Annotated in this window: 16 protein-coding genes; 3 read left to right on the plus strand and 13 right to left on the minus strand. The window is 36.0% G+C overall.

The features are described 5' to 3' along the window. Window positions 1-27 precede the first annotated feature (27 nt). Window positions 28-222, minus strand: a complete 195-nt coding sequence (locus RCH13_RS01345; protein WP_326985407.1) for a hypothetical protein — start codon at window positions 220-222, stop codon at window positions 28-30. Between the two features lie 174 nt (window positions 223-396). Between RCH13_RS01345 and RCH13_RS01350 the strand changes: the two genes are divergently transcribed. The 3 genes from RCH13_RS01350 to RCH13_RS01360 all read left to right on the plus strand — a co-directional run bounded on the left by RCH13_RS01350 (window position 397) and on the right by RCH13_RS01360 (window position 3,031). Continuing rightward, window positions 397-768: a potassium channel family protein gene (locus RCH13_RS01350; RefSeq protein ID WP_326985408.1), complete on the plus strand. Its 372-nt coding sequence runs from the start codon at window positions 397-399 to the stop codon at window positions 766-768. A 285-nt stretch (window positions 769-1,053) separates the two neighbouring features. Further along, on the plus strand, window positions 1,054-1,629 hold the full coding sequence (locus RCH13_RS01355) for a sterol desaturase family protein (protein WP_326985409.1): 576 nt from the start codon (window positions 1,054-1,056) through the stop codon (window positions 1,627-1,629). Window positions 1,630-1,729: 100 nt separating this feature from the next. After that, a complete protein-coding gene (locus RCH13_RS01360) occupies window positions 1,730-3,031 on the plus strand; it encodes a DEAD/DEAH box helicase (RefSeq protein WP_326985410.1) in 1,302 nt (433 codons plus the stop codon). Between the two features lie 6 nt (window positions 3,032-3,037). Here the strand turns inward: RCH13_RS01360 and RCH13_RS01365 are convergent, their stop codons facing one another. The 12 genes from RCH13_RS01365 to RCH13_RS01420 all read right to left on the minus strand — a co-directional run bounded on the left by RCH13_RS01365 (window position 3,038) and on the right by RCH13_RS01420 (window position 19,706). Further along, on the minus strand, window positions 3,038-4,225 hold the full coding sequence (locus tag RCH13_RS01365) for a hypothetical protein (protein WP_326985411.1): 1,188 nt from the start codon (window positions 4,223-4,225) through the stop codon (window positions 3,038-3,040). Between the two features lie 100 nt (window positions 4,226-4,325). After that, window positions 4,326-5,156, minus strand: coding sequence for a type 1 glutamine amidotransferase (locus tag RCH13_RS01370; protein ID WP_326985412.1), 831 nt, complete (start codon window positions 5,154-5,156; stop codon window positions 4,326-4,328). A gap of 38 nt (window positions 5,157-5,194) precedes the next feature. After that, window positions 5,195-6,301, minus strand: a complete 1,107-nt coding sequence (locus tag RCH13_RS01375; RefSeq protein ID WP_326985413.1) for a carboxylate-amine ligase — start codon at window positions 6,299-6,301, stop codon at window positions 5,195-5,197. A 33-nt stretch (window positions 6,302-6,334) separates the two neighbouring features. After that, window positions 6,335-7,288 carry an ATP-grasp domain-containing protein gene (locus RCH13_RS01380; RefSeq protein WP_326985414.1) on the minus strand — a complete coding sequence of 318 codons (954 nt, stop codon included), beginning with the start codon at window positions 7,286-7,288 and terminating at the stop codon, window positions 6,335-6,337. A 44-nt stretch (window positions 7,289-7,332) separates the two neighbouring features. After that, window positions 7,333-8,046, minus strand: coding sequence for an alpha/beta hydrolase-fold protein (locus RCH13_RS01385; protein ID WP_326985415.1), 714 nt, complete (start codon window positions 8,044-8,046; stop codon window positions 7,333-7,335). Window positions 8,047-8,098: 52 nt separating this feature from the next. After that, the gene (locus tag RCH13_RS01390; RefSeq protein WP_326985416.1) at window positions 8,099-9,310 is read right to left on the minus strand and encodes an ATP-grasp domain-containing protein; all 1,212 of its coding nucleotides are present in this window, start codon (window positions 9,308-9,310) and stop codon (window positions 8,099-8,101) included. Window positions 9,311-9,453: 143 nt separating this feature from the next. Next, window positions 9,454-10,869 carry a leucyl aminopeptidase family protein gene (locus tag RCH13_RS01395; RefSeq protein ID WP_326985417.1) on the minus strand — a complete coding sequence of 472 codons (1,416 nt, stop codon included), beginning with the start codon at window positions 10,867-10,869 and terminating at the stop codon, window positions 9,454-9,456. Between the two features lie 222 nt (window positions 10,870-11,091). Next, on the minus strand, window positions 11,092-13,830 hold the full coding sequence (locus RCH13_RS01400; protein ID WP_326985418.1) for a M4 family metallopeptidase: 2,739 nt from the start codon (window positions 13,828-13,830) through the stop codon (window positions 11,092-11,094). Between the two features lie 265 nt (window positions 13,831-14,095). After that, window positions 14,096-16,105 (minus strand): NAD-dependent DNA ligase LigA, encoded by a 2,010-nt coding sequence (ligA, locus tag RCH13_RS01405; protein WP_326985419.1) that lies wholly within the window; start codon window positions 16,103-16,105, stop codon window positions 14,096-14,098. Window positions 16,106-16,220: 115 nt separating this feature from the next. Next, entirely contained in the window at window positions 16,221-18,293 is a 2,073-nt protein-coding gene (locus RCH13_RS01410; RefSeq protein ID WP_326985420.1) for an alpha-ketoacid dehydrogenase subunit alpha/beta, read from the minus strand. Window positions 18,294-18,425: 132 nt separating this feature from the next. Continuing rightward, window positions 18,426-19,115: a T9SS type A sorting domain-containing protein gene (locus RCH13_RS01415; protein ID WP_326985421.1), complete on the minus strand. Its 690-nt coding sequence runs from the start codon at window positions 19,113-19,115 to the stop codon at window positions 18,426-18,428. Between the two features lie 3 nt (window positions 19,116-19,118). Beyond that, entirely contained in the window at window positions 19,119-19,706 is a 588-nt protein-coding gene (locus RCH13_RS01420; RefSeq protein WP_326985422.1) for a phage tail protein, read from the minus strand. Window positions 19,707-19,884 lie beyond the last annotated feature (178 nt).

The raw sequence follows: 19,884 nt of genomic DNA on the forward strand, positions 1-19,884 counted from the left end.
ATTTTGATGGAGTAGAAGTTGCAAATTTTACAATTTTTCTCCCGCCTTCAACTTTAAATATTCTCCAACGAGAATGGAAGCCGGAAAAAAAATCTCCTCTTCGCTGGTTGCATGTTGAGAAACCTCATTTTCAAAGATGCTGATTGCAGGTAGATTTTCTTTTTTCGAAGCTTGTTTTAGCTCTTCAATATAGGCTTTGATCAGTTGGTGTTCTGCACTCATTTGATCCATAACTGTTTAGCAAAAAGAGGAAAATCAACCAGATCCATTTCAAGGTTGATGGGTAGCCACTTTCGAAAGCTTGCAGATATTGAAAAAAAAATATTTGAAATTTATCTATTCTAAATTAATAATTTTAATTTAATAATTTTAATTTAATATTGTTAAAAAAAAACCATGATTGTTGCTACTTTTCGAAGTTTTTTAAACAAAAAACATTATCGGCATTTAATATATACTACTTTTATTGTGCTTTTAATAGGCGTGCTTGGATTTAGATTTCTGGAAAAATGGCGATGGATTGATTGCATCAACTATGCAGTTTCTACCATGGTCACCACAGGAAATGCAAGTGTACAACCCGTAACTGATCTCGGGAAAATCTTTAATATTTTTTATATGTTTATCAGCGTAGTTCTCATTTTATTTTTTGTGAATACGATTCAAAGGCATTTTCAGGATCAGCGACAAAGCTTTCAGGTAAAACATCTGCGCCACAAAAAATTAGCGCAAAAACATGTAGATGAATCTCTCAATAGAGAAATTTAAAATAATTTTCAATATAAAAATATGGTAAAGGATTTTACATCATCGATTTTTTAAATAAGTATTGCTCACCTTGGATGAGAATGTTTTCTTAACTTTGAAATCAATCTTCTAATTTCCTTATATATCACGATGGAAAATTTTTTCCTTTATATTCTTATCTTTTTCCTGATTCTGCTTCTTCGCTATTTTGCGACGGCAGGATTTTTTTATGCCTACTATTTTCGTGTAAAAAACAATAAAACTTCTAAAAAAATATTAAGCGATAGACCTTTGAAAAAAGCTCAAGTGAAAAAAGAAATATATTGGAGCGTGGTTTCTTCAGCAATTTTTGCCTTTTTCGGAGCCATCTTATATTTTCTCTGGTTAAATGGAAAAACAGCAATTTATACAGATCCTTTTGAATACGGATTGTGGTATTTGCCGCTAAGTTTAATAGTCGTTTTGCTTATTCATGAAACCTATTATTACTGGCTTCATCGGCTAATGCATGTTCCAAAAGTTTATAAGATTGTTCACAAAGTTCATCATCAAAGTCTCAGTACTACACCTTGGACGGCCTTTTCATTTCATCCGTGGGAGAGTGTTTTGGAAGCTTTGATTCTGCCGATTATACTTCTGATCATTCCACTTAATATTTATGTGCTTTTAATTTACTTAATATTCATGACGTTTAGTAGCGTGGTGAATCATCTGGATATAGAAATTTATCCCCTTTGGTTTAGAAAAAGTACTTTCGGAAAACTTTGGATAGATGCTACACACCATCATTATCACCATAAAGAATTTACGACCAATTACGGATTGTACTTTACTTTTTGGGATAAATTAATGGGCACTGAAAGTAGCAAGATGGAAAAGTAAAATAGTGCTTTTTTCTAAATAACTCTTTATCATTTTCGGAAATATCTCATCAGAATCAGCAATTCCCCAAAACTGTGGTTATCTTTGTAAAAAAATAAACATGTCCAGACTGATCTCCGATTTAGGTATTATAAAAAAACTTCAGAAAGCTTTAACCGATTTAGAAATTACCGTTGCCACTGATATTCAGCAGCAAGTTGTTCCTTTGATTTTAGAGGAAACTGTAGATGTTATTGCCTTGGCAAAAACGGGAACAGGTAAAACAGCGGCTTTTGGACTGCCGCTTCTGCAATTAGCAGATCCAGAAGATGAAAATATTCAGACGGTAATTCTGGCTCCAACCCGAGAATTGAGCACCCAAATTTTTAATAATCTTAAAGAGTTTTCAAAATATATCCCGGAAGTTTCAGTCGTTTTGTTAACTGGTGGTAGTACAACGAAATCTCAAATTGAAGAATTAAAATCGGCTACACAGATTATCGTTGCAACTCCAGGACGTTTTTTGGATCTTTTAGAAAAGGATGTTTTTAGTTTAAAAGCTGTTAAACATTTGGTTCTAGATGAAGCAGATGAAATGTTTCAAGCCTTAAAAGAGGATCTGATGCCAATTCTAAAAGCGATGCCTAAAGAGCGCAGAACATTTTTATTCAGTGCAACAATGCCGGGAGAATTAAAAGATATTGTGCATAATTACATGTCGAAAAATGCGGTTTCTCTTCAATCCGGAATGGTGAATATTGGACATGAAGGCATAGATCATCAATATCTAGTAGTAGAACCTATAGAAAAGTTAGATGTGCTTTTGCATTTTTTAAATACTCAGGAAGGGGGAAGAGGAATTATTTTCTGTAAAACAAAAGCAGCAGTAAATAAACTCGCAAAAAATTTAGCGATCAGAAAAATTTCCTCGGGAGCTTTGCACGGTAGTTTGACGCAAGGAATTAGAGATCGAATAATGGAGCAGTTTAGAGAAGGGTACATTGATATTTTAGTCGCGACGGATTTGGTAGCAAGAGGAATTGATGTGAAAGAATTAGCTTACGTGGTGAATTACCATTTACCAGATACGCCTGAAGCCTATGTTCACCGCAGTGGAAGAACGGGTAGAGCAGGAGCGAAAGGACTTTCTATGACCATCATTCAGCAAGAAGAAGTTAAAGATATTGCAGTCTTTGAAGAAGAGTTAGGAATTCAATTTAAACCCGCCAAAAAAGCTGATGCCGAAGCAATTGAATGGAATAATACGCTGGTATGGGCAAGAAAAGTTTTTAAAACAAAACCAAATCGCGACATTCCTGAAGAGGTGAAAAATCAAGTAAAAACCATCTTTCATCATTTGACAAAAGAGGAATTGGTCGATAAGGTGATTTCAAATTATCTAGCAGAACATACTAAGGAATAGAAAATTTTAGGGATTGTGCTCTGTAAAAGCCGTTGAACCACCGATCCAAATGGCATCTTTCTTATTAAAATCAACATTTACCATCGCGGCTTTGGTCATTCTTACTAAATGTTCCATGAGTTGCGGCCGATCTTGGTCTTCTTTCCAAATGTAAAGTAGTCTGATTTCTGCTTTGGAAAATTCTCCCTTGATGTCTTCAAAAAGCGGAGCGTATACCACTTTTCTTTGCAAAATATAATTTTCTCGATCTTCAATTTTTTCAATGTCGGATGGAGTAGGAGTCAAATTGACACCACTACCTGCAAAGGAAAAAAGAGGTTTCAAAACAAAATTTTCTAAAGATTCTGTGGCAGGGAAGTCACTGAGAAAATAACTTTTCGGCACGTACTGATGATCTAACTTAGGTAAAATATATTTGGAAATCTTAAAGAACCAATTGGGATGTGTAATCCACTTTACATCCACATCTTCCCGAAAATCGAATTCAGTTTTAAGATCCGGCATTTTGTCTATTTCATCAAAAATAACACGGTTGTAAATTCTTTTAACTTCAATTTTTCGACCGTCCTTTTCGTAAAATAATTTGCGTCCTTCTTTTTTAACTTTGGTCAGACACACGACATTAATGCCTATTTTTTGGGAGGTCAGATAAAAATCGATATTCGTTTTTTGCTCATCAGGATAAATTTCCATTAAGATTACGTTCTCAGGATTTTCATCTCCAACAATTAAATCTTTTAGTTCCTGATAATACTGTTCATTACTTTTTGGGGATTGCAAAGGTTTAAGAAAAGGATATTCTTCTGTAAAAGCAATTTGAAGCTCCTTTTGAAAAGCATAAAGAGTCGGAAACGCCTGTAATTCTATCAATTGTGGTACAATTTCACCATTCTCACTTTTACAAATTCCAAAATCAATCGTAAAGAAATGAGGTTTTAAGGTGTCATTCGGAACTCTGCAATTATCCGGAATTGCTGCATCCAATTCTTCAGGAGACATATCGATAACTTGCGTAATGATATCTTCGCAGGCGGTATGCAATTTATCTACAAATTCTGTAGTGAGAAAAATAGGACTTTCAGACACGCGAAATAAGGGAGCTGTTCCCGTCTGCTTTTTAAAACCATCAAGAATATGCTGGTATTTTTCCGCGGAAAATTCTTCGTTAAATTGTTTCCTGTATTTGGCGATCATAGTTTTACGACTTAAAATTTAAAATGATTTTCAATGATGTCTTACATGCACATCAAAATTTATCATAAGAAAAGCCATCAATACAGGAAAAAGTCCTGATTTAAGCCATTTCGTATTTCTTCATAATTTGCTCCGATGCATGCTCTAAAAATCGAGGCAGCATTTGAGCCTGAGTCAGTACAATTTTATCTGGATCATCCATTCTATCGATGGTTTCTAGATATTTTTCCATGCCGTAATTCTCGATCATGGCTAAGCGGTTTTTCTCTACTTTCAGATTTTCCAGCATCCCTTTGGAATCAGCTTCCGGATGGAATTGCGTCCCAAAAATTTCTTCAGAAAATCGAATAGCCATCACAGCACGTTCCAAATGAATATGAGGGCGAACTTTCTCTAAAGCCATAATCTCCATTCCCATTTCATCGAGCTTTTCCATATCAGGCTCAATAAATTGATAGGCGCGTGAATCTACCGCATAAAAAGGTCTGGGTAAATTTTTCAATAAAAAATCTGTTGCGCCTTGCTCTGTTTTATGAATCGGCATTACACCAAATGAATAGGATTTTCTACGGCAAATGTTCCCTAATTTCCAGTGAATACTTGCATATTGAAAAGAATGACAAATGAGAAAAAGGTATTTTTTAACTTCTGAATTTTTGTTGTGTTCCCAAATTTCATCTAAGAAATTTCCGTAAGGAATTTCCCAATCGTAACCTGCAGGATGCGGATTTCCGGGACCACCAGAGGAGATGAAAACATCATAATCACTTATTTTTGGCATTTCATTTTTAAACCGAATATCAAAACAGTCGATTTTTACCTCTTCATCAGAGTTCTCTTTAAAGGCTTGAGAAATCTCTCTTATATTACGCATACCTTGATTTACATGATTGTTATTCATGTCTAGCAAAGCAACTTTTAACTCTTTCATTCTACTATAATTTCCGTGCAAAATTAAAAAATTATAATTTAGTCAAATGTGATCCCATATTCTGTCTCCGAAATCATATAATCGACCACCTTTTTCAAATCGCCGGTTTCTTCATAAATCGCTAATTGACGATCTGCACCAGACCCATTTTTCATAATTTCCCAGGCATATTCTACCTCTTTTCTGCATCCTAATTCATCTACTACATCATCAATAAATTCCAGTAATTCTTTTAACAACTCAGAATAGGGAACACTGGTTTCTTTCCCAAAATCAATGAGGTGGGCATGAATTCCGTCTTTAGAAGCGCGCCATTTATTCTCATTTAAAAGTAACCTTCGATAACTTCGGAAACTTAAATTTTTCTCATGGAGCTGATAAATCTTTGCTACCAAACATTGCATGATGGCTGCAAGACAAACAGTTTCATCTAAGCGAAGTGGCATATCACAAATCCTGAATTCTATGGTAGGATAAAAAGGATGTACACGCAAATCCCACCAAATCTTTTTCGCATTATCAATGGTTCCTGTTTTAATCATCAAATTAATATAGGCATCAAACTCTGCCGCGGAATTAAAGAAACTTGGAATTCCGGTGCGCGGAAATTTTACAAAAACTTCTTGACGATAGGATTTGAATCCAGTATTTCTTCCCACCCAAAAAGGAGAATTGGTGGAGAGGGCATAAACGTGTGGCAAAAAATAGCGCATCACATTTTGAATTCTAATTCCTTCTTCTCTGTTTGGAATTCCCACATGAACATGCAGTCCAAAAATTAAATTGGAACGCGCAACATCACCTAAATCATTAATAATTTTATCATACCGCTGATCTTTGGTGATGTGATTATCTTGCCATCGGGAAAAAGGATGCGTACCACCACCTGAAACACGGAGATTATTTTCGTGGGCTACTTTAATCAGTCGTTTGCGCAGGGAAGTAAGTTCTTCTCTAACCTCCTGAATATTATTACAAATACCCGTTTCCATTTCAATAACGGACTCGTGCATTTCATGCTTTAAGTTTTCGAGTAGCGTGGCTTTTCCACCTTCGATAATTTTGGAAACATGAGAAACCAAATCACGCGTTTCTACATCAATAATTTGATATTCTTCTTCTACGCCAAGGGTAAATCGATGCATAATACTGGTTTTTTATAAGATGATGAGGACATGTTATTTGATGTTGTCTTTCACGAATTTACCCCACGAAATATTTGGTTTCCCGGGTTTAAATTCTTTGGCTTTCTCGATGGCAAATTTTGCAGAATGTTCTACAATCCAGGCAAAGTTTTCTTCACCAACTGAATTTCTATCCGCATCCGGAGCTGGATTACAGAAATCAATGGCGTAAGGAATTCCATCTCTCACCGCAAATTCTACAGTATTAAAATCGTATCCCAATGCCTCATTCATTTTGATGGTATAATCATGGATTACCTTCAATAATTTTTCTAATTCTTTACCTTCCGTCTGATGCGTAGTTGCATATCTTAAATGAGGTTCATTTCTGGGTTCATACGGCATAATGTGTACATATTTCTTACCCAAACAATACACTCTATAATAATCATGGAAAACAATTTCTTCTTGTAGCATCATGACCAATTGCTCGGTTTCTCCTAATTTTTCCCACATATCTTCGGCATCGGTAACACGGTAAACACTTTTCCAACCACCGCCATCATGGGGTTTCATATAAGCTGGAAATCCGATATAATTGAAAATATAATCCCAGTCATGAGGAAATTTTAAATTCCGGAAAGACGTCTCTGTGGTGTTGGTTGGCCGGTCATTAGAGGGAAGCAATACCGTATTTGGTAAAGGAATTCCTAATTTAGACATTAATGCATTGTTAAAGAATTTTTCATCTGCGCTCCACCAAAATGGATTGTTCATCACGTATGTTCCATTTAAAGCTGCATTTTTCAAATACGCTCTATAAAAAGGAACATCCTGAGAAATTCTATCAATAATTACAGCATATCCGTAATCTGCGCCTTGCTCTAATTTATCGATCATTACAGGTTCGGCAATGACTTCGCCTTTCCCCATCTCATTCACTTTGTCGATGAAAGCCCATGGAAAAGTATCTTCCATTCCGAATAAAATTCCTACTTTCTTTACCATAATATTTATTTTTATTAGTTAAAATTTTGATTTGTGTTTCCGTTTCAGCTGAAGAATCGTCCGATGAAATTTGGAAATACCATCCTCCACAAAGGCCAATCATGGCTGATCCACTTTTGCTCATCGTACCAGTGATTAATTCCGCGAGAAGCTAAAATTCCTGCCATTTCTTTAGTTTGATCCAAACAGATATCCTCATCTGAAGTGCTTAAAACAATGTGCATGTGTTTAAATTTCCAAGCTTCCTCATTCTTCATAAATTCTCGTGGACAGTTGTAATAAACCGTATCACTGCTGTGTCCATCCATGAAATTTCTGATTGTAAATGCGCCGGAAAGACAGAATAAGTGCGACACAACATCTGGAAAACGGAAAGCGAAATTGGCTGCATGATACCCGCCAAAACTTGCTCCCGCAATGGCAACCCGATGCTCGGAATGCAATTTTTGAACATATGGAACAAATTCTTTGATCATAAACTGCACGTACAATTCATAGTTTCTAATTCTTTCTGAGGGGTGGATGTTTTTATCATAGAAACTAAATTTATCAATGGTTTCTATATTATACAATTTCACCTTCCCCTGGTCAACAAACCAATCGATGCTATCATTCAATTTAAAATCATGATTCTGCGTGTATTGACCCGCAGAAGTGGGGAACATTATTATAGGATGACCGAAATGACCAGTGACCTCTACTTTTAGGCTCATTCCTAAAATATGGGAGTAATAATCGGTATGTTGAATTTGTGGCATAATTAAGTTTTGAAATATTTTTAAGAAAAATCTTTAGAGATTAAAATAAGATTTAAGAACTCGGTTTTCCGCGAGGCGGTAAGATATTAAGATAATCTCTGGTGATTATCACGGCTGCTTCGTCTAATTTTTCAACAATTTTTTCTTTACTTTCTGATTTGTAAACTATGCCCACGTGATAATCTAAAACAATGAATTTTGAAACTTCTTCGCATTTAAATTTCTCACAATCTGGCAATTTATCTTTTGCAAGGGCGATGATTAAACCTGCCGCAAAACCTGTTGGTTTGCCAATCTCATAAGACAAATTTTTCAGAAGAGCGTTTTCAATTCTTGCCCATTCTCGCCAAAGATTAATTCCTGTAGAAGCTTCAACCAAATCTGGGATATTGGCACCACCTACACGCGAAGAAGTTTCAAGAAAATACCATTTTCCGTCTTCTTTACCGCGAATAAATTCTGTGTGCGAAACGCCATTTATCAAACCAAAGCTTTTCATAATTCTTGCGTTTTCTTTTTCCAGAATTTTAAACTCGTCAGAATATCTTCCTAAAGTTTTCGTGCGAAATACACCACCCTCATGAGAAATTTCCATGGGTGGTGATAGATATTGAGAAGAGGAAGTAAATATAACTTCACTATTATAAATTAAACTGTCTACATGAAAAACATCTCCAGGTTTAAAACTTTCCATCAGAAAAAGATGGCGTTCTGCTCCTAAATTATTAATGGCAGGCCACAAGTCTTCTTTTGATTTTATCTTAACAATACCTGTAGCAGACGCTTCGGATCTCGGTTTTAAAACCCAGGGTGGAGAAACTCTTTCCGCAAATTCGTTTATGACCTCATCATTGAAAATGGCGGAAAATTCTGGAGCTTGAATTCCAGAATCTTTGGCTTTCTGACGCATCGCAAGTTTATCTCGAAAATATCGATGGGTAGTTTGTCCCATTCCTGAAATTCTAAAAGTTTCTCGGATTAGGGCGGCTTTTTCTACATCATAGTCATCTAAGGCGATAACTGCGTCTATTTTATTGGTTTTGAGTAAATGTGAAAATCCCTCCACCAAGTGATTGAGATTCCAAACTGAAGGTTCAATCTCGGACATATAGTACACCTCATCTATTGCGTGCCAAGGCCAGTTTCTATCTTTAAAATTTTCTGAGGTAATAAGAATAACTTTATTGCCGAGATTATGTATCTCCTCCATAAAGTCATACCCCTTAAAATAGCAAGATATGCAGACGATAACTTTCTCCTTCATACAATGTTTTTTAACTTTTAGTAAATAATCAAATAATCTATTCCTTTTTTATTAAATAATCAATATAGATTATCGCTAAACATTGAATAATTGAAAAGCACTTTCAATTATACAGAGAAAAATTTATATATGCTAATAATAGCTTAACAATTTTCCATAAAATCCACCAAAAGTTGCACGCCGTACCCTGTTGCCCCTTTTTCTTTCATATAGCGAACATTTCCAAAAGCTACACCCGCAATATCCAAATGAGCCCAATTTTCATGTCCGTCTATAAATTGCTCCAAAAATTTTCCGGCAACAATACAGTCCCCAAAAGGTTTGGAAGAAATATTTTTATAATCCGCAACATCAGATTTAAAATCATCTGCCCAAACATCCCAGAGCGGTAAGTTCCAAAGCCTTTGATTGGTTTCATCACCAGATTTCTCCAGGGATTTTTTAAGATTTTCGTTATTAGAAAAATAGGCGCCACAAGTACCGCCAAACATTCTAACAGAACTACCCGTAAGTGTGGCTAAATCAATGAGGACATCTGTTTTGTAATTTTTTGAAAGGTAAGAAAGACCATCCGCAAGCGTCATTCTTCCTTCTGCATCTGTATTTAATACTTCAATCGTTTTTCCGTTGTACGCCGTAATAACATCGCTTGGAATATATGCGGTGTTAGAAACTGCGTTATCTGTAATTGGTAAAATCGCAATAATATTGAGGGGAAGTTTCATCTTTGCCGCTGCGATGATGGTTCCAATGACTGCCGTTGCTCCACCCATGTCCGATTTCATGTAGTGTAGATTTTCTGAGCCTTTGATGGAAATCCCACCCGTATCAAAAAGTACACACTTTCCAACTAAACCAATGGTTTTACAATTTTCGATTCCGGAATCGTATTCTAAAATAGTAAAAGCTGCATCTTGCGAACTCCCTTGATTGACGGAGAGAAAAGCGCCCAACTTTAATTCAGCGGATTTTTCCCGGTCGAATACCGTATGTTTCAAATTATATTTCTGAGAAATTTCTGATAGAAAGTCAGAGATATGTGGAACTCTTTTAAAATTTTGGGGTTTATTGAGCCATTCCATACAGGCAAACTGACCTTCGCAAAGGGCGGAAACCTTTAATTTTAAACGATCAATATCTGTATTTGAAGATTCGTCAATTATCAATTCAAAACCCTCTTGGAAAAAGGGATGTCCTGATTTAAAAGGATACTCGTAGGTTCCCAAGAATAATCCTGTAACTACACTTTCGATCTCCTCTTTTGATCGATTTTCAATGTGAAGAAAAGTAGGTTTCGTTTTAATTTTTTTGCGGAATTTGTAGGAAAACGTTTCTGCAGAAGCCTGAATTTGAAAATTTTTTGGATTTTTTCCTAAACCGATCAAATAGTGAATTGTATTTTCCTCAAGAATGATGAAAGACTCCTCGCATTTACCAGAGAAAATTCCATCTAAATTATCGGAAAATTTTCTTTTTTCACTTTCCCATTGGCTTTCAGTAAAGAATGAAAATTTTTGTGCTATTTCTGAAGAGGAAGTTTGGCTAAGATTGATGTTCATGATAAATATTTTTGTCTCGATTGAATTAATTGTTTTTAAAAGTAAGGATTTTTTAGGTAAGAATAAGTTCAAAGTGCGCATCATTGAGGACTATTTAGTTCTAATACCCATATTTTTGTTGATGCTTTTTAATGAAAAATGATGCTAGAGGGAAAGGAAAAGGCAAAAAAAAGTCGGGAGAAAAATCTCTCCCGACTTGGACCGAAGTCAATACTCGATAAATTATTTTTTAATTAATTTATGACTCGTAGTTTTGCCATCTTGTAAAATATTGATGATGTATAATCCCGTAGTTAATTTTCCTACGTTTACGGATTTTTCGGTGGATTCTCCACTCATTACCATTTGTCCGATTTCAGAATAAATTTGGTAAGAATAATTTCCTTCAGCGTTAATATTCAATACATCAACCACTGGGTTTGGATAGATGCTAATTCCGCCGCTTACCTTAACATCCGTCAGGGAAGTAACTGTTCCTGCAGCTTTAATATTCAAAGTATAATCTTCAACTTGTCCGTAAGAGAAGGTTTCACAAGCGGCTGGAATTCCATTGTATTTCATAGAAACTCTCATTCTGGTATTTCCTGATAAAGCAGAAGCTGGAATTGCAATGGATCCTAAAACTGGATTTGTTTTAGAAGCAGTTTTGGAGAAAACTTTTTCACCTGCGTCCACGAAATCTCCATCTTGATTATAATCGATGAAAACAGCGTATCCTTCATTATAAGAAGTTGAAGTCCATTTTGGTGTAATTGTAATCGTGTAAGAACTTCCTTTATTTACGTCCGTAATAAGTGTTGTGAAATTTTCGTAACCTGCAGTTCCTGTTGAAGTATTACTGATTGTTCCGAATGCCACTTTACCAATTTGTTCATCAGAAGTAGAATTTCCTTTGGATGTACAATAAGCAACCGGCGGAGTAGAAGTGGTTCCTGTAGTTACAGATAAAACATTACTAGAAGCTGAAGTATTACCAGCTGCATCTTTCGCCTTTACAGAAAAACTGTAAGTTGTAGAAGCTGTTAATCCCGTAATTGAAGCGGAAGTAGAGGCTGTGTTTCCAAGTAAAGTTGCACCACTGTAAACATCATATCCAGTTACTCCAACATTATCTGTAGAAGCTGTCCAACTTAAATTGGTTGCTACCGCAGTAGTTCCACTTGCAGCAAGATTTGCTGGTGAAGATGGAGCTATAGTATCGGCAATCGGCCCAGATGCATAAGCATTTCCTAAACCTACAGCGTATAATGCATTTTGCGTCGCAATGGCTTCAGGAGAATCTGCGCCATATAAATCTTTAGCAGATTGAATAGCATACGTTAAAACACTTGCGTACGTAGAAGTAGAAGAAAGATAAGAAGTCTCTAATCGATAAATAATTTTTGCAGATTTTTCAAAACCAATCCCTGTTACGGAATAAGTATTCCCAATATCATTTGTTCCAGATTTTCCTTGCGTTAAAATATAGAAGAAATGATTTAAGACCCCACTGTTATAATGCACTCCACATTGATCATTAGCTGAAGTTGGTGTACAACTGCTTGTCGCAGCTTTCCAATAAGTACCGAGATATGTATCTGGTTGCGCGTTTAATCCAGAATTTGGATTGCTCATTGATCTTAAGTAATATGGAGAAACTTTGGTGATATCTTCCCCAATAAGAAAGTTTTGTTTTGTTGGTGCAAAAGCATTTTCTACTACCGCTCCCCAAATATCAGAAAGTCCTTCATTAAGCGCACCAGATTCTCTACTATAAACCAAATTTGCTGAATATTCACAAACTGCGTGACCGAGTTCATGAGCCGTAACATCTAAAGAAGTTAAAGGAGAAAAAGTAGAAGCTCCGTCCCCATAAACCATTGCAGATCCAGACCAATACGCATTTTCATAAGCAGAACTGTAATGAACATAACTTTTCAGAGCTGCTCCAGCATTGTTATAACTATTTCTATTAAAGGTGTTTTTAAAGTAATCGTAGGTGCTAGAAACGCCCCAATGTGCATCTAAAGCTGCGTTATCAAAAGCTGCGTTGTTATATTCTGCCGAAGTCCAATTATTATCCGCATCTGTAAAATCAGTTGAAGTTAAAGAAGTTCCCTTTTTTAGATTATAAGTAAAAACTCCGCTTCCACGAGAAGAATCACGAAGTGTATAATTGCTTCCGACTAAAGTTGTTGAAATTGTTTGAGTACCACTATATCTTGTAGCTGCAGTTCCAGATACCAATGCTAATTTAACTTGATCTGGAGATAGATTTTCTGCAGAGCCTTCATTTTGAGGAGTGCTTTTATCCGCGTAGAAGTTAGTAGCATGCTTGATGATCGCATCTGTCATTAAGATTTTTCCGTCCAATGCATCTACGTAAACATACTCTCTGCTTAACGGTTGTACCGCATAAATATCTAATTTATAAGCTAAAAGTAATTTAAATGAACCATCATTTTGCTCAATGGGGATTAAAACCAATTCACCATCTGGCTTCTTATATGAATTTTCTTTCACATACGCCGCGTCTTCCCACATGTACTTTTGCGCATTCGTATGCTTAAGGGCCGAATTTAAGGCGGAACTTGCGCTAATTGCTGGTTTCGTAGTCACATCACTGATCGGAAAAAAATTTCCAGATACGCTTTCCATTTTTCCATGTTGAGAATGCAAAGTGTATACTACATACTGAACTTTGATTCCCTCATAATACAATTGAAATTTTTCATCTACGAAAGTACTTGAGGGATCTAAATCTGTTTTGATGCTAACCAAAGTAGATTTACTATCCAGCGCTAAACTTTTTTTCAAAAGTTCTGGTACGTCCATTGATTTTGCGCTCAAACCACTATTGAAAGTGATTAGATCAACTCGGCCATTGATGTCTACGTTCCTTTTACTCACAAAATCTTGTGCGGAAGCTAAACCAGAAATAAGCAGCATTATTAATCCTGCAGAAAATACATGTTTCTTCATAAGACAATATTTATTTAATAATTAAATCAAATGTAAATAAAATTGTAATACAAAAGTGATTAGAGGAAATTATTTTCTTTTTTTAACTAATATGGAAATATTAGTGTGTTTTGTGGTGTAAATTTTACAATGTAATACAAATATCGCAATCTCTCAAATTTTCGATAAAAATATTTTTCTTGAATTAGCGTATGGTATTCACAACATAAATGTTTGAATACATGTAAATACCGCATAATCAATATTTTCCCAATTTCTTTAAGATTTAGATTGGGGCAGAAATTATATTTAAAAATTCTTGTTCATCTAAAATGGTGATGGTTCCTATATCTTGGGCTTTTTTTAGTTTGCTGCCTGCTTTTTCCCCCACAATTAGATAATTTAGGTTTTTGGACACCGCAGAAATGTTTTTTCCGCCATGTTTCTCTACCATTTCCTCCGCCGCTTCACGAGTAAAGAGAGAAAGTTTACCAGTAAAGAGAAAGGTTTGATTTTCTAAAATAGTGCTTAACACTTCACTCGTAGTTTCTCCTTTTTCTAATTGAACACCATAAGATTTCAAGCGTTCTATCATTGCAATATTTTCCGCATCATTAAAGAATTTCACAATACTTTCAGCGATTTTCCCCCCAATATCTTCCACTTGGATTAATTCTTCGATCGTTGCATTTTTAAGATCATCGATGGTATTAAAATTTTTAGCGAGTTTTTTCGCAACAGTTTCTCCCACGTGTTTGATGCCAATTCCAAACAAAACCTTTTCGAAAGGAATTTGTTTCGATTTCGCCACACCATCAATAATATTTTGGGCAGATTTTTCTGCCATTCTTTCCAAAGGAAGTAGTTGTTCTTTGGTTAAAGCATAAAAATCTGCGGGATTTTCCACCAACTTTGCGCGGTAAAGTTGCTCGATTGTTTCAGCCCCTAAACCTTCTATATCCAAAGCTTTTCGGGAAACATAATGAATCATTCTACCTACCACTTGCGGCGGACAATGCAAATCATTCGGACAAAAATGAATTGCCTGATCCTCAATCCTCACCAATTCAGTTCCACATTCCGGACAATTGGTTATATATTGAATTTCCTGGCTCTCCAATTTTCTTTTCTCTTCATTAATCCCCACAATTTTCGGAATAATCTCACCGCCTTTTTCTACATAAACAAAATCATGCTCGTGTAAACCAAGTTTTTTTATAATATCTTCATTATGCAAACTCGCTCTTTTTACGATTGTTCCAGCTAATAAAACAGGTTTCAAATTGGCAACAGGAGTAATGGCGCCCGTTCTTCCCACTTGATAAGTTACCGTCTGCAATTCGGTTTCTACTTTTTCTGCTTTAAATTTATATGCCATCGCCCAACGCGGGGATTTTGCCGTATAACCCAATTGCGATTGCTGTTTTATAGAATTAACTTTCAAAACAATTCCGTCTATTTCAAAAGGAAGCTCGTGCCGATGTTCATCCCAAGAATTAATAAAGTCTTTCACTTCCTCCAAATTCTTGCATAATTTGGCTTGATCTGAAACTTTGAAGCCCCATTTTTTTGAATTTTGCAAAAGTTCCCAATGCGTTTCTGCCGGAATTTCCGTTGATATAAATTGATAAAGAACCGCCGAAAGCTTCCGTTTGCGTACTTCGCCGGAATCTTGCATTTTCAAACTTCCACTTGCCGTATTTCTAGGATTCATAAATAAATCCAAACCTTCTTCTTCGCGGCGTTCATTAATTTTATCAAAGTTTTTTCGAGTCAAGTAAATTTCACCACGCATAAAAAATTGAGGTGGAAATTCACCTTTCAAGGTTAAAGGTATATCTGAAATCGTGCGGACGTTATTTGTAATTTCATCGCCTTGAAATCCATCACCGCGCGATACAGCTTGAATTAATCGACCATTTTCATATAAAATAGAAATTGAAGCACCGTCATATTTCAATTCTGCCACAAATTCTACGGGGTCGTCAATGGTTTTGACGATGCGTTTTTCCCAGTCTTCTAAATCATCGAAGTCATAGGAATTGTCCAGAGAAAACATTCTGAACTGATGTTGAATGGTGGGAAAATTTTTCGTGACTTCTCCGCCAACGCGCAAAGTGGGAGAGTTTGGATCGTAAAATTCTGGATGTTTAATTTCTAAATCCTGCAATTCCTTCAGCTTAGAATCGAAATCAAAATCGGAAATTGAAGATTGATCTAGAATGTAATACTCGTAATTATATTGATGAAGTTCTGCTCTCAGCTCTTCAATTTTTTGGGCGATATTCTCGGACATTTTTATAGCGTTTGCACAAAAATACCTAAATATTTTGCAAAAATTGTGGCCTTCGAATTATAGAACCAAAAAAATTTAACAAAAAAAGCACCGATTAAGTTCGGTGCCTTCTTCTTTAATTATTTAAAATCTCTTTTATTTTTTCAGAAACCTTCTCCGCATTGGGCAGCATTTCTTTTTCTAAAATTAAATTAATCGGAACGGCTGGTAAATTCAAGGATCCCATGGCTTCAACCGGCGCATCTAAAAACTTGAAACACGCTTTGGAAATACGATGTGCAAAAGCTTCCGCAAAGGAATTTTGAATTTGCTCTTCTGTGAGAACCAAGCATTTTCCGTGAATTTTCGCACGTTTAAAAACCAATTTCTCATCCAAAGGAATTAAAGTTCTCAAATCGATGATTTCAACTCTTCCAGCGAAATTTTTCGCCGCTTCTTTTGCCCAATAAACCCCCATTCCGTAGGTCACGATGAGCATTGTTCTGCCTTTTTCAGTTTCGGTTTGATCGGCTTCTAAAAGAATATTTCCTTTTCCGAAAGGTAATATATAATCTTCCGCGGGTTCGATGGTTTTTGCCTCTTCTGTTCCCGGAACTTTGCTCCAATACAAACCTTTATGCTCCAACATGATAACTGGATTTGGATCGTAATAGGCGGCTTTTAAAAGACCCTTAAAATCTGCGGCATTACTTGGATACGCGATTTTTATTCCTTTAATATTGGCCAAAATACTTTCCACACTTCCGCTGTGATAAGGCCCACCACCGCCATAAGCGCCAATGGGAACGCGGATAATATTACTTACTGGAAATTTTCCGTTGCTTAAATAATTTGATTTTGAAACTTCAGTAATCAACTGGTTGATGCCGGGATAAATATAATCGGCAAACTGAACTTCCACGATGGGCTTTAACCCAACTGCGCTCATACCAACCGTAGATCCAATAATGTATGCTTCCTGAATCGGCGTATTAAAAACTCTTTTATTTCCGAATTTTTTTCCTAAAGTCACCGTTTCTCGGAAAACGCCCCCAATTCTTTCGCCCACATCTTGTCCATATAATAAAGCTTCCGGATGTTTCCACATGATTTCCTGAATCGCGTGAATGGCGGCATCAACCATTACAATTTTTTCTGAATTTTCGCCTTCTCGCTGCCCAACTTCTTCTGTAATTGGAGTCGGCGCGAAGACGTGATCTTCTACCGTTTCAGGTTTCGGATCTTCCGCTTCGATGGCTTTTTGAAAGTCGGATTCCACTTGCAAGCGGGCTTCCTTTTCGATTTGTTTTAAAAGTTCTTCCTCAACTCCTTCTTCTAATAATCTATTTCGTAAAATGTTTCCCGGATCTTTTGCGCGGTGTTTTTCCAGATCTTCTTCCTCCCGATAAAATTCTCGTCGAACTCCAGAAGTGTGATGTCCAATTAAAACGGTACTTGCACAAACCAAAATGGGTTTTCTTTCTGCTCTTACAAAATCGACGGCTTTTTTCATGGCTTCAAAACTGGCCTCGAAATCAGTTCCATCCACTTTCATCCGATTTAATCCCACAAATCCTGCGGCAAAATCATAAGCATCTGATGTTCTGGCTTCTTCTTTCGTTACCGAAATTCCCCACTCATTATCCTGAACCAAAAATATAATTGGCAACTGATGCAGGGCGGCAAATTGAAAAGCTTCCGAAACTTCACCTTCCGTCACAGAATTATCTCCGAAACTGCAAACTACCACAGGATTATTTTCAAATTCTTGTAATTTAAACTCCTGAATATATTTAATTCCCTGCGCAACTCCGGTTGTAGGAATTGCCTGCATTCCGGTTGCAGAACTTTGGTGAATAATTTTAGGTAAATTTTCCTCCCGACTTGAGGGATGCGAGTAATAAGAACGACCGCCAGAAAATGGATCTTCTGCTTTTGCCAATAACTGCAGCATCAATTGATACGGTTCAAAACCTATTCCGAGCAATATACTTTCATCCCGATAATAAGGAGAAACCCAATCTTCTTTCGTCAGTTGATAAGCAGTTGCTAGCTGAATTGCTTCGTGACCGCGGGAAGTGGAGTGAACATATTTGCAAATATTTCTATTTTCTTCGTAAACATCTGCCGTTGCTTTCGCAATCATCATGTGATTAAATGCTTTAAGCAAAATCTCTTTTGAAACACTTTTTTTTGTATCAATTTCCATAGTTAACAAAGATAAAAATTTTTGCGATAGAAGAAATGCAGTATAATTGAATATTTCTATGCAGGGAAAATCCAAGTCTGAAAACAAAAAACTCCTGTATCGCTACAAGAGTTTTCTAACCTATTTTTCTATCTACTTTTTTATAAACTTAACTCTTTTAATAATAGAGAGATCTGTTTGTATTTCAACATAGTAAACTCCTGAAGGTGTTTTTGAAATATCAATCTTAGCAGAATCAAACGTTTTTGAAACTATTTTTCCATCAGCAGCAATTATTTTTACAGATTTTATATTTTCCAAACCGATGATGTTGATATATTCTGTTGCTGGATTTGGATAGATGGTAATCTTTATATTATCAAATTCATTTAGGGCCAGAACGGTCGTATGAACATCTCCCGTCATCGTCGCATTCGCATTTGTTAAATTTCCAGCGCATTCACCATTTGTAACGGCAGAATTTTCGACCCAAGTTCCCACCGAGATACTTGGTGGATTTATTGCCGCAGAATTACCAGTAGCATTATAATAAATCAAAAACGGGTTTACAAAATCTCCGTTTCCACTGTCCGCCAGAAATTCCCATCTGCTATTGGTATTGTTCCATTGTAATTTAAATTCACAAGTTCCTAAACCGCCGCAATCCTGATCACCGGTTATAGGAGTTGTAATATAAATTTTTTTACCAAACGCATCATCTCCACTCTTCGTAAAGGTGTAGGTTTGATTTTCGAACAAGGGAATACAGCCTTTAAAGTCTATCGTTTGACCAAAACCATACGGTGCCAAACATATTACCGCAAGAATTTTTAATTTTCTCATAACTTAGGGTCTTGAAGGATAAATTCCTTGTAATGCGATGATGCATTTCAATGTAAGGAATGGTGATCTGTTTTCATGGGGCTGACTTCCTCCAGTTGGAGAAACCATTGAACTTTTCATGGTTGTATTTCCTGCCAAACTGGAATATTCCTTATCCAAAGTTTTGGTATTTGCAGGTAAATTATTGGTAGGTGAAGATTGATTTCCCTCATCTGTTACTGCCACAATTCCGTGACTGTGAGCGGGAATTTGTGGCGTAGTTAAAGTCACATTTTCTTGACCTCCAATTTCACCTTGCGAATAAACTGTTAATCCCGGACCTTGTCCAGCATGAATGACCATCCTTCCGCGCATATCCGGTAATGCGAACGTTGTTTGTCCGTTTCCTCCATAGGTTGTTCCCAATAATGAAAATAAAGCAGAATTTTGTGCAATAGATAATAATTGTCCGTTGCATTCTGCCCATCCATTTGGTGCAAAATTAAAGCCCACAAAAGCAATTTGACCTAAATAAGGGTCAGATCCTTGAGCATTTGCAGTGTTTGATGTCATGGATAATCCAACGACAGCCAAAAATAGTAGTTTTTTCATGATTAAATAATTTCTCACTAAGTTAAAAATTTATCGTGTATTGCATCTGTTTTTTTAAACAAAATTTAGAAATACTTGAAATTAAAGGGTAAATATTTATGAATACATGAGCAAAATAATTTCTAAAATCTCAACTTTTTTTTAAACTAATTTTACCTTAATTTTACCAAAATTCCTT

Origin of the sequence: Chryseobacterium sp. MP_3.2 (assembly GCF_035984805.1) — a bacterium.
Classification (GTDB): Bacteria; Bacteroidota; Bacteroidia; order Flavobacteriales; family Weeksellaceae; genus Kaistella.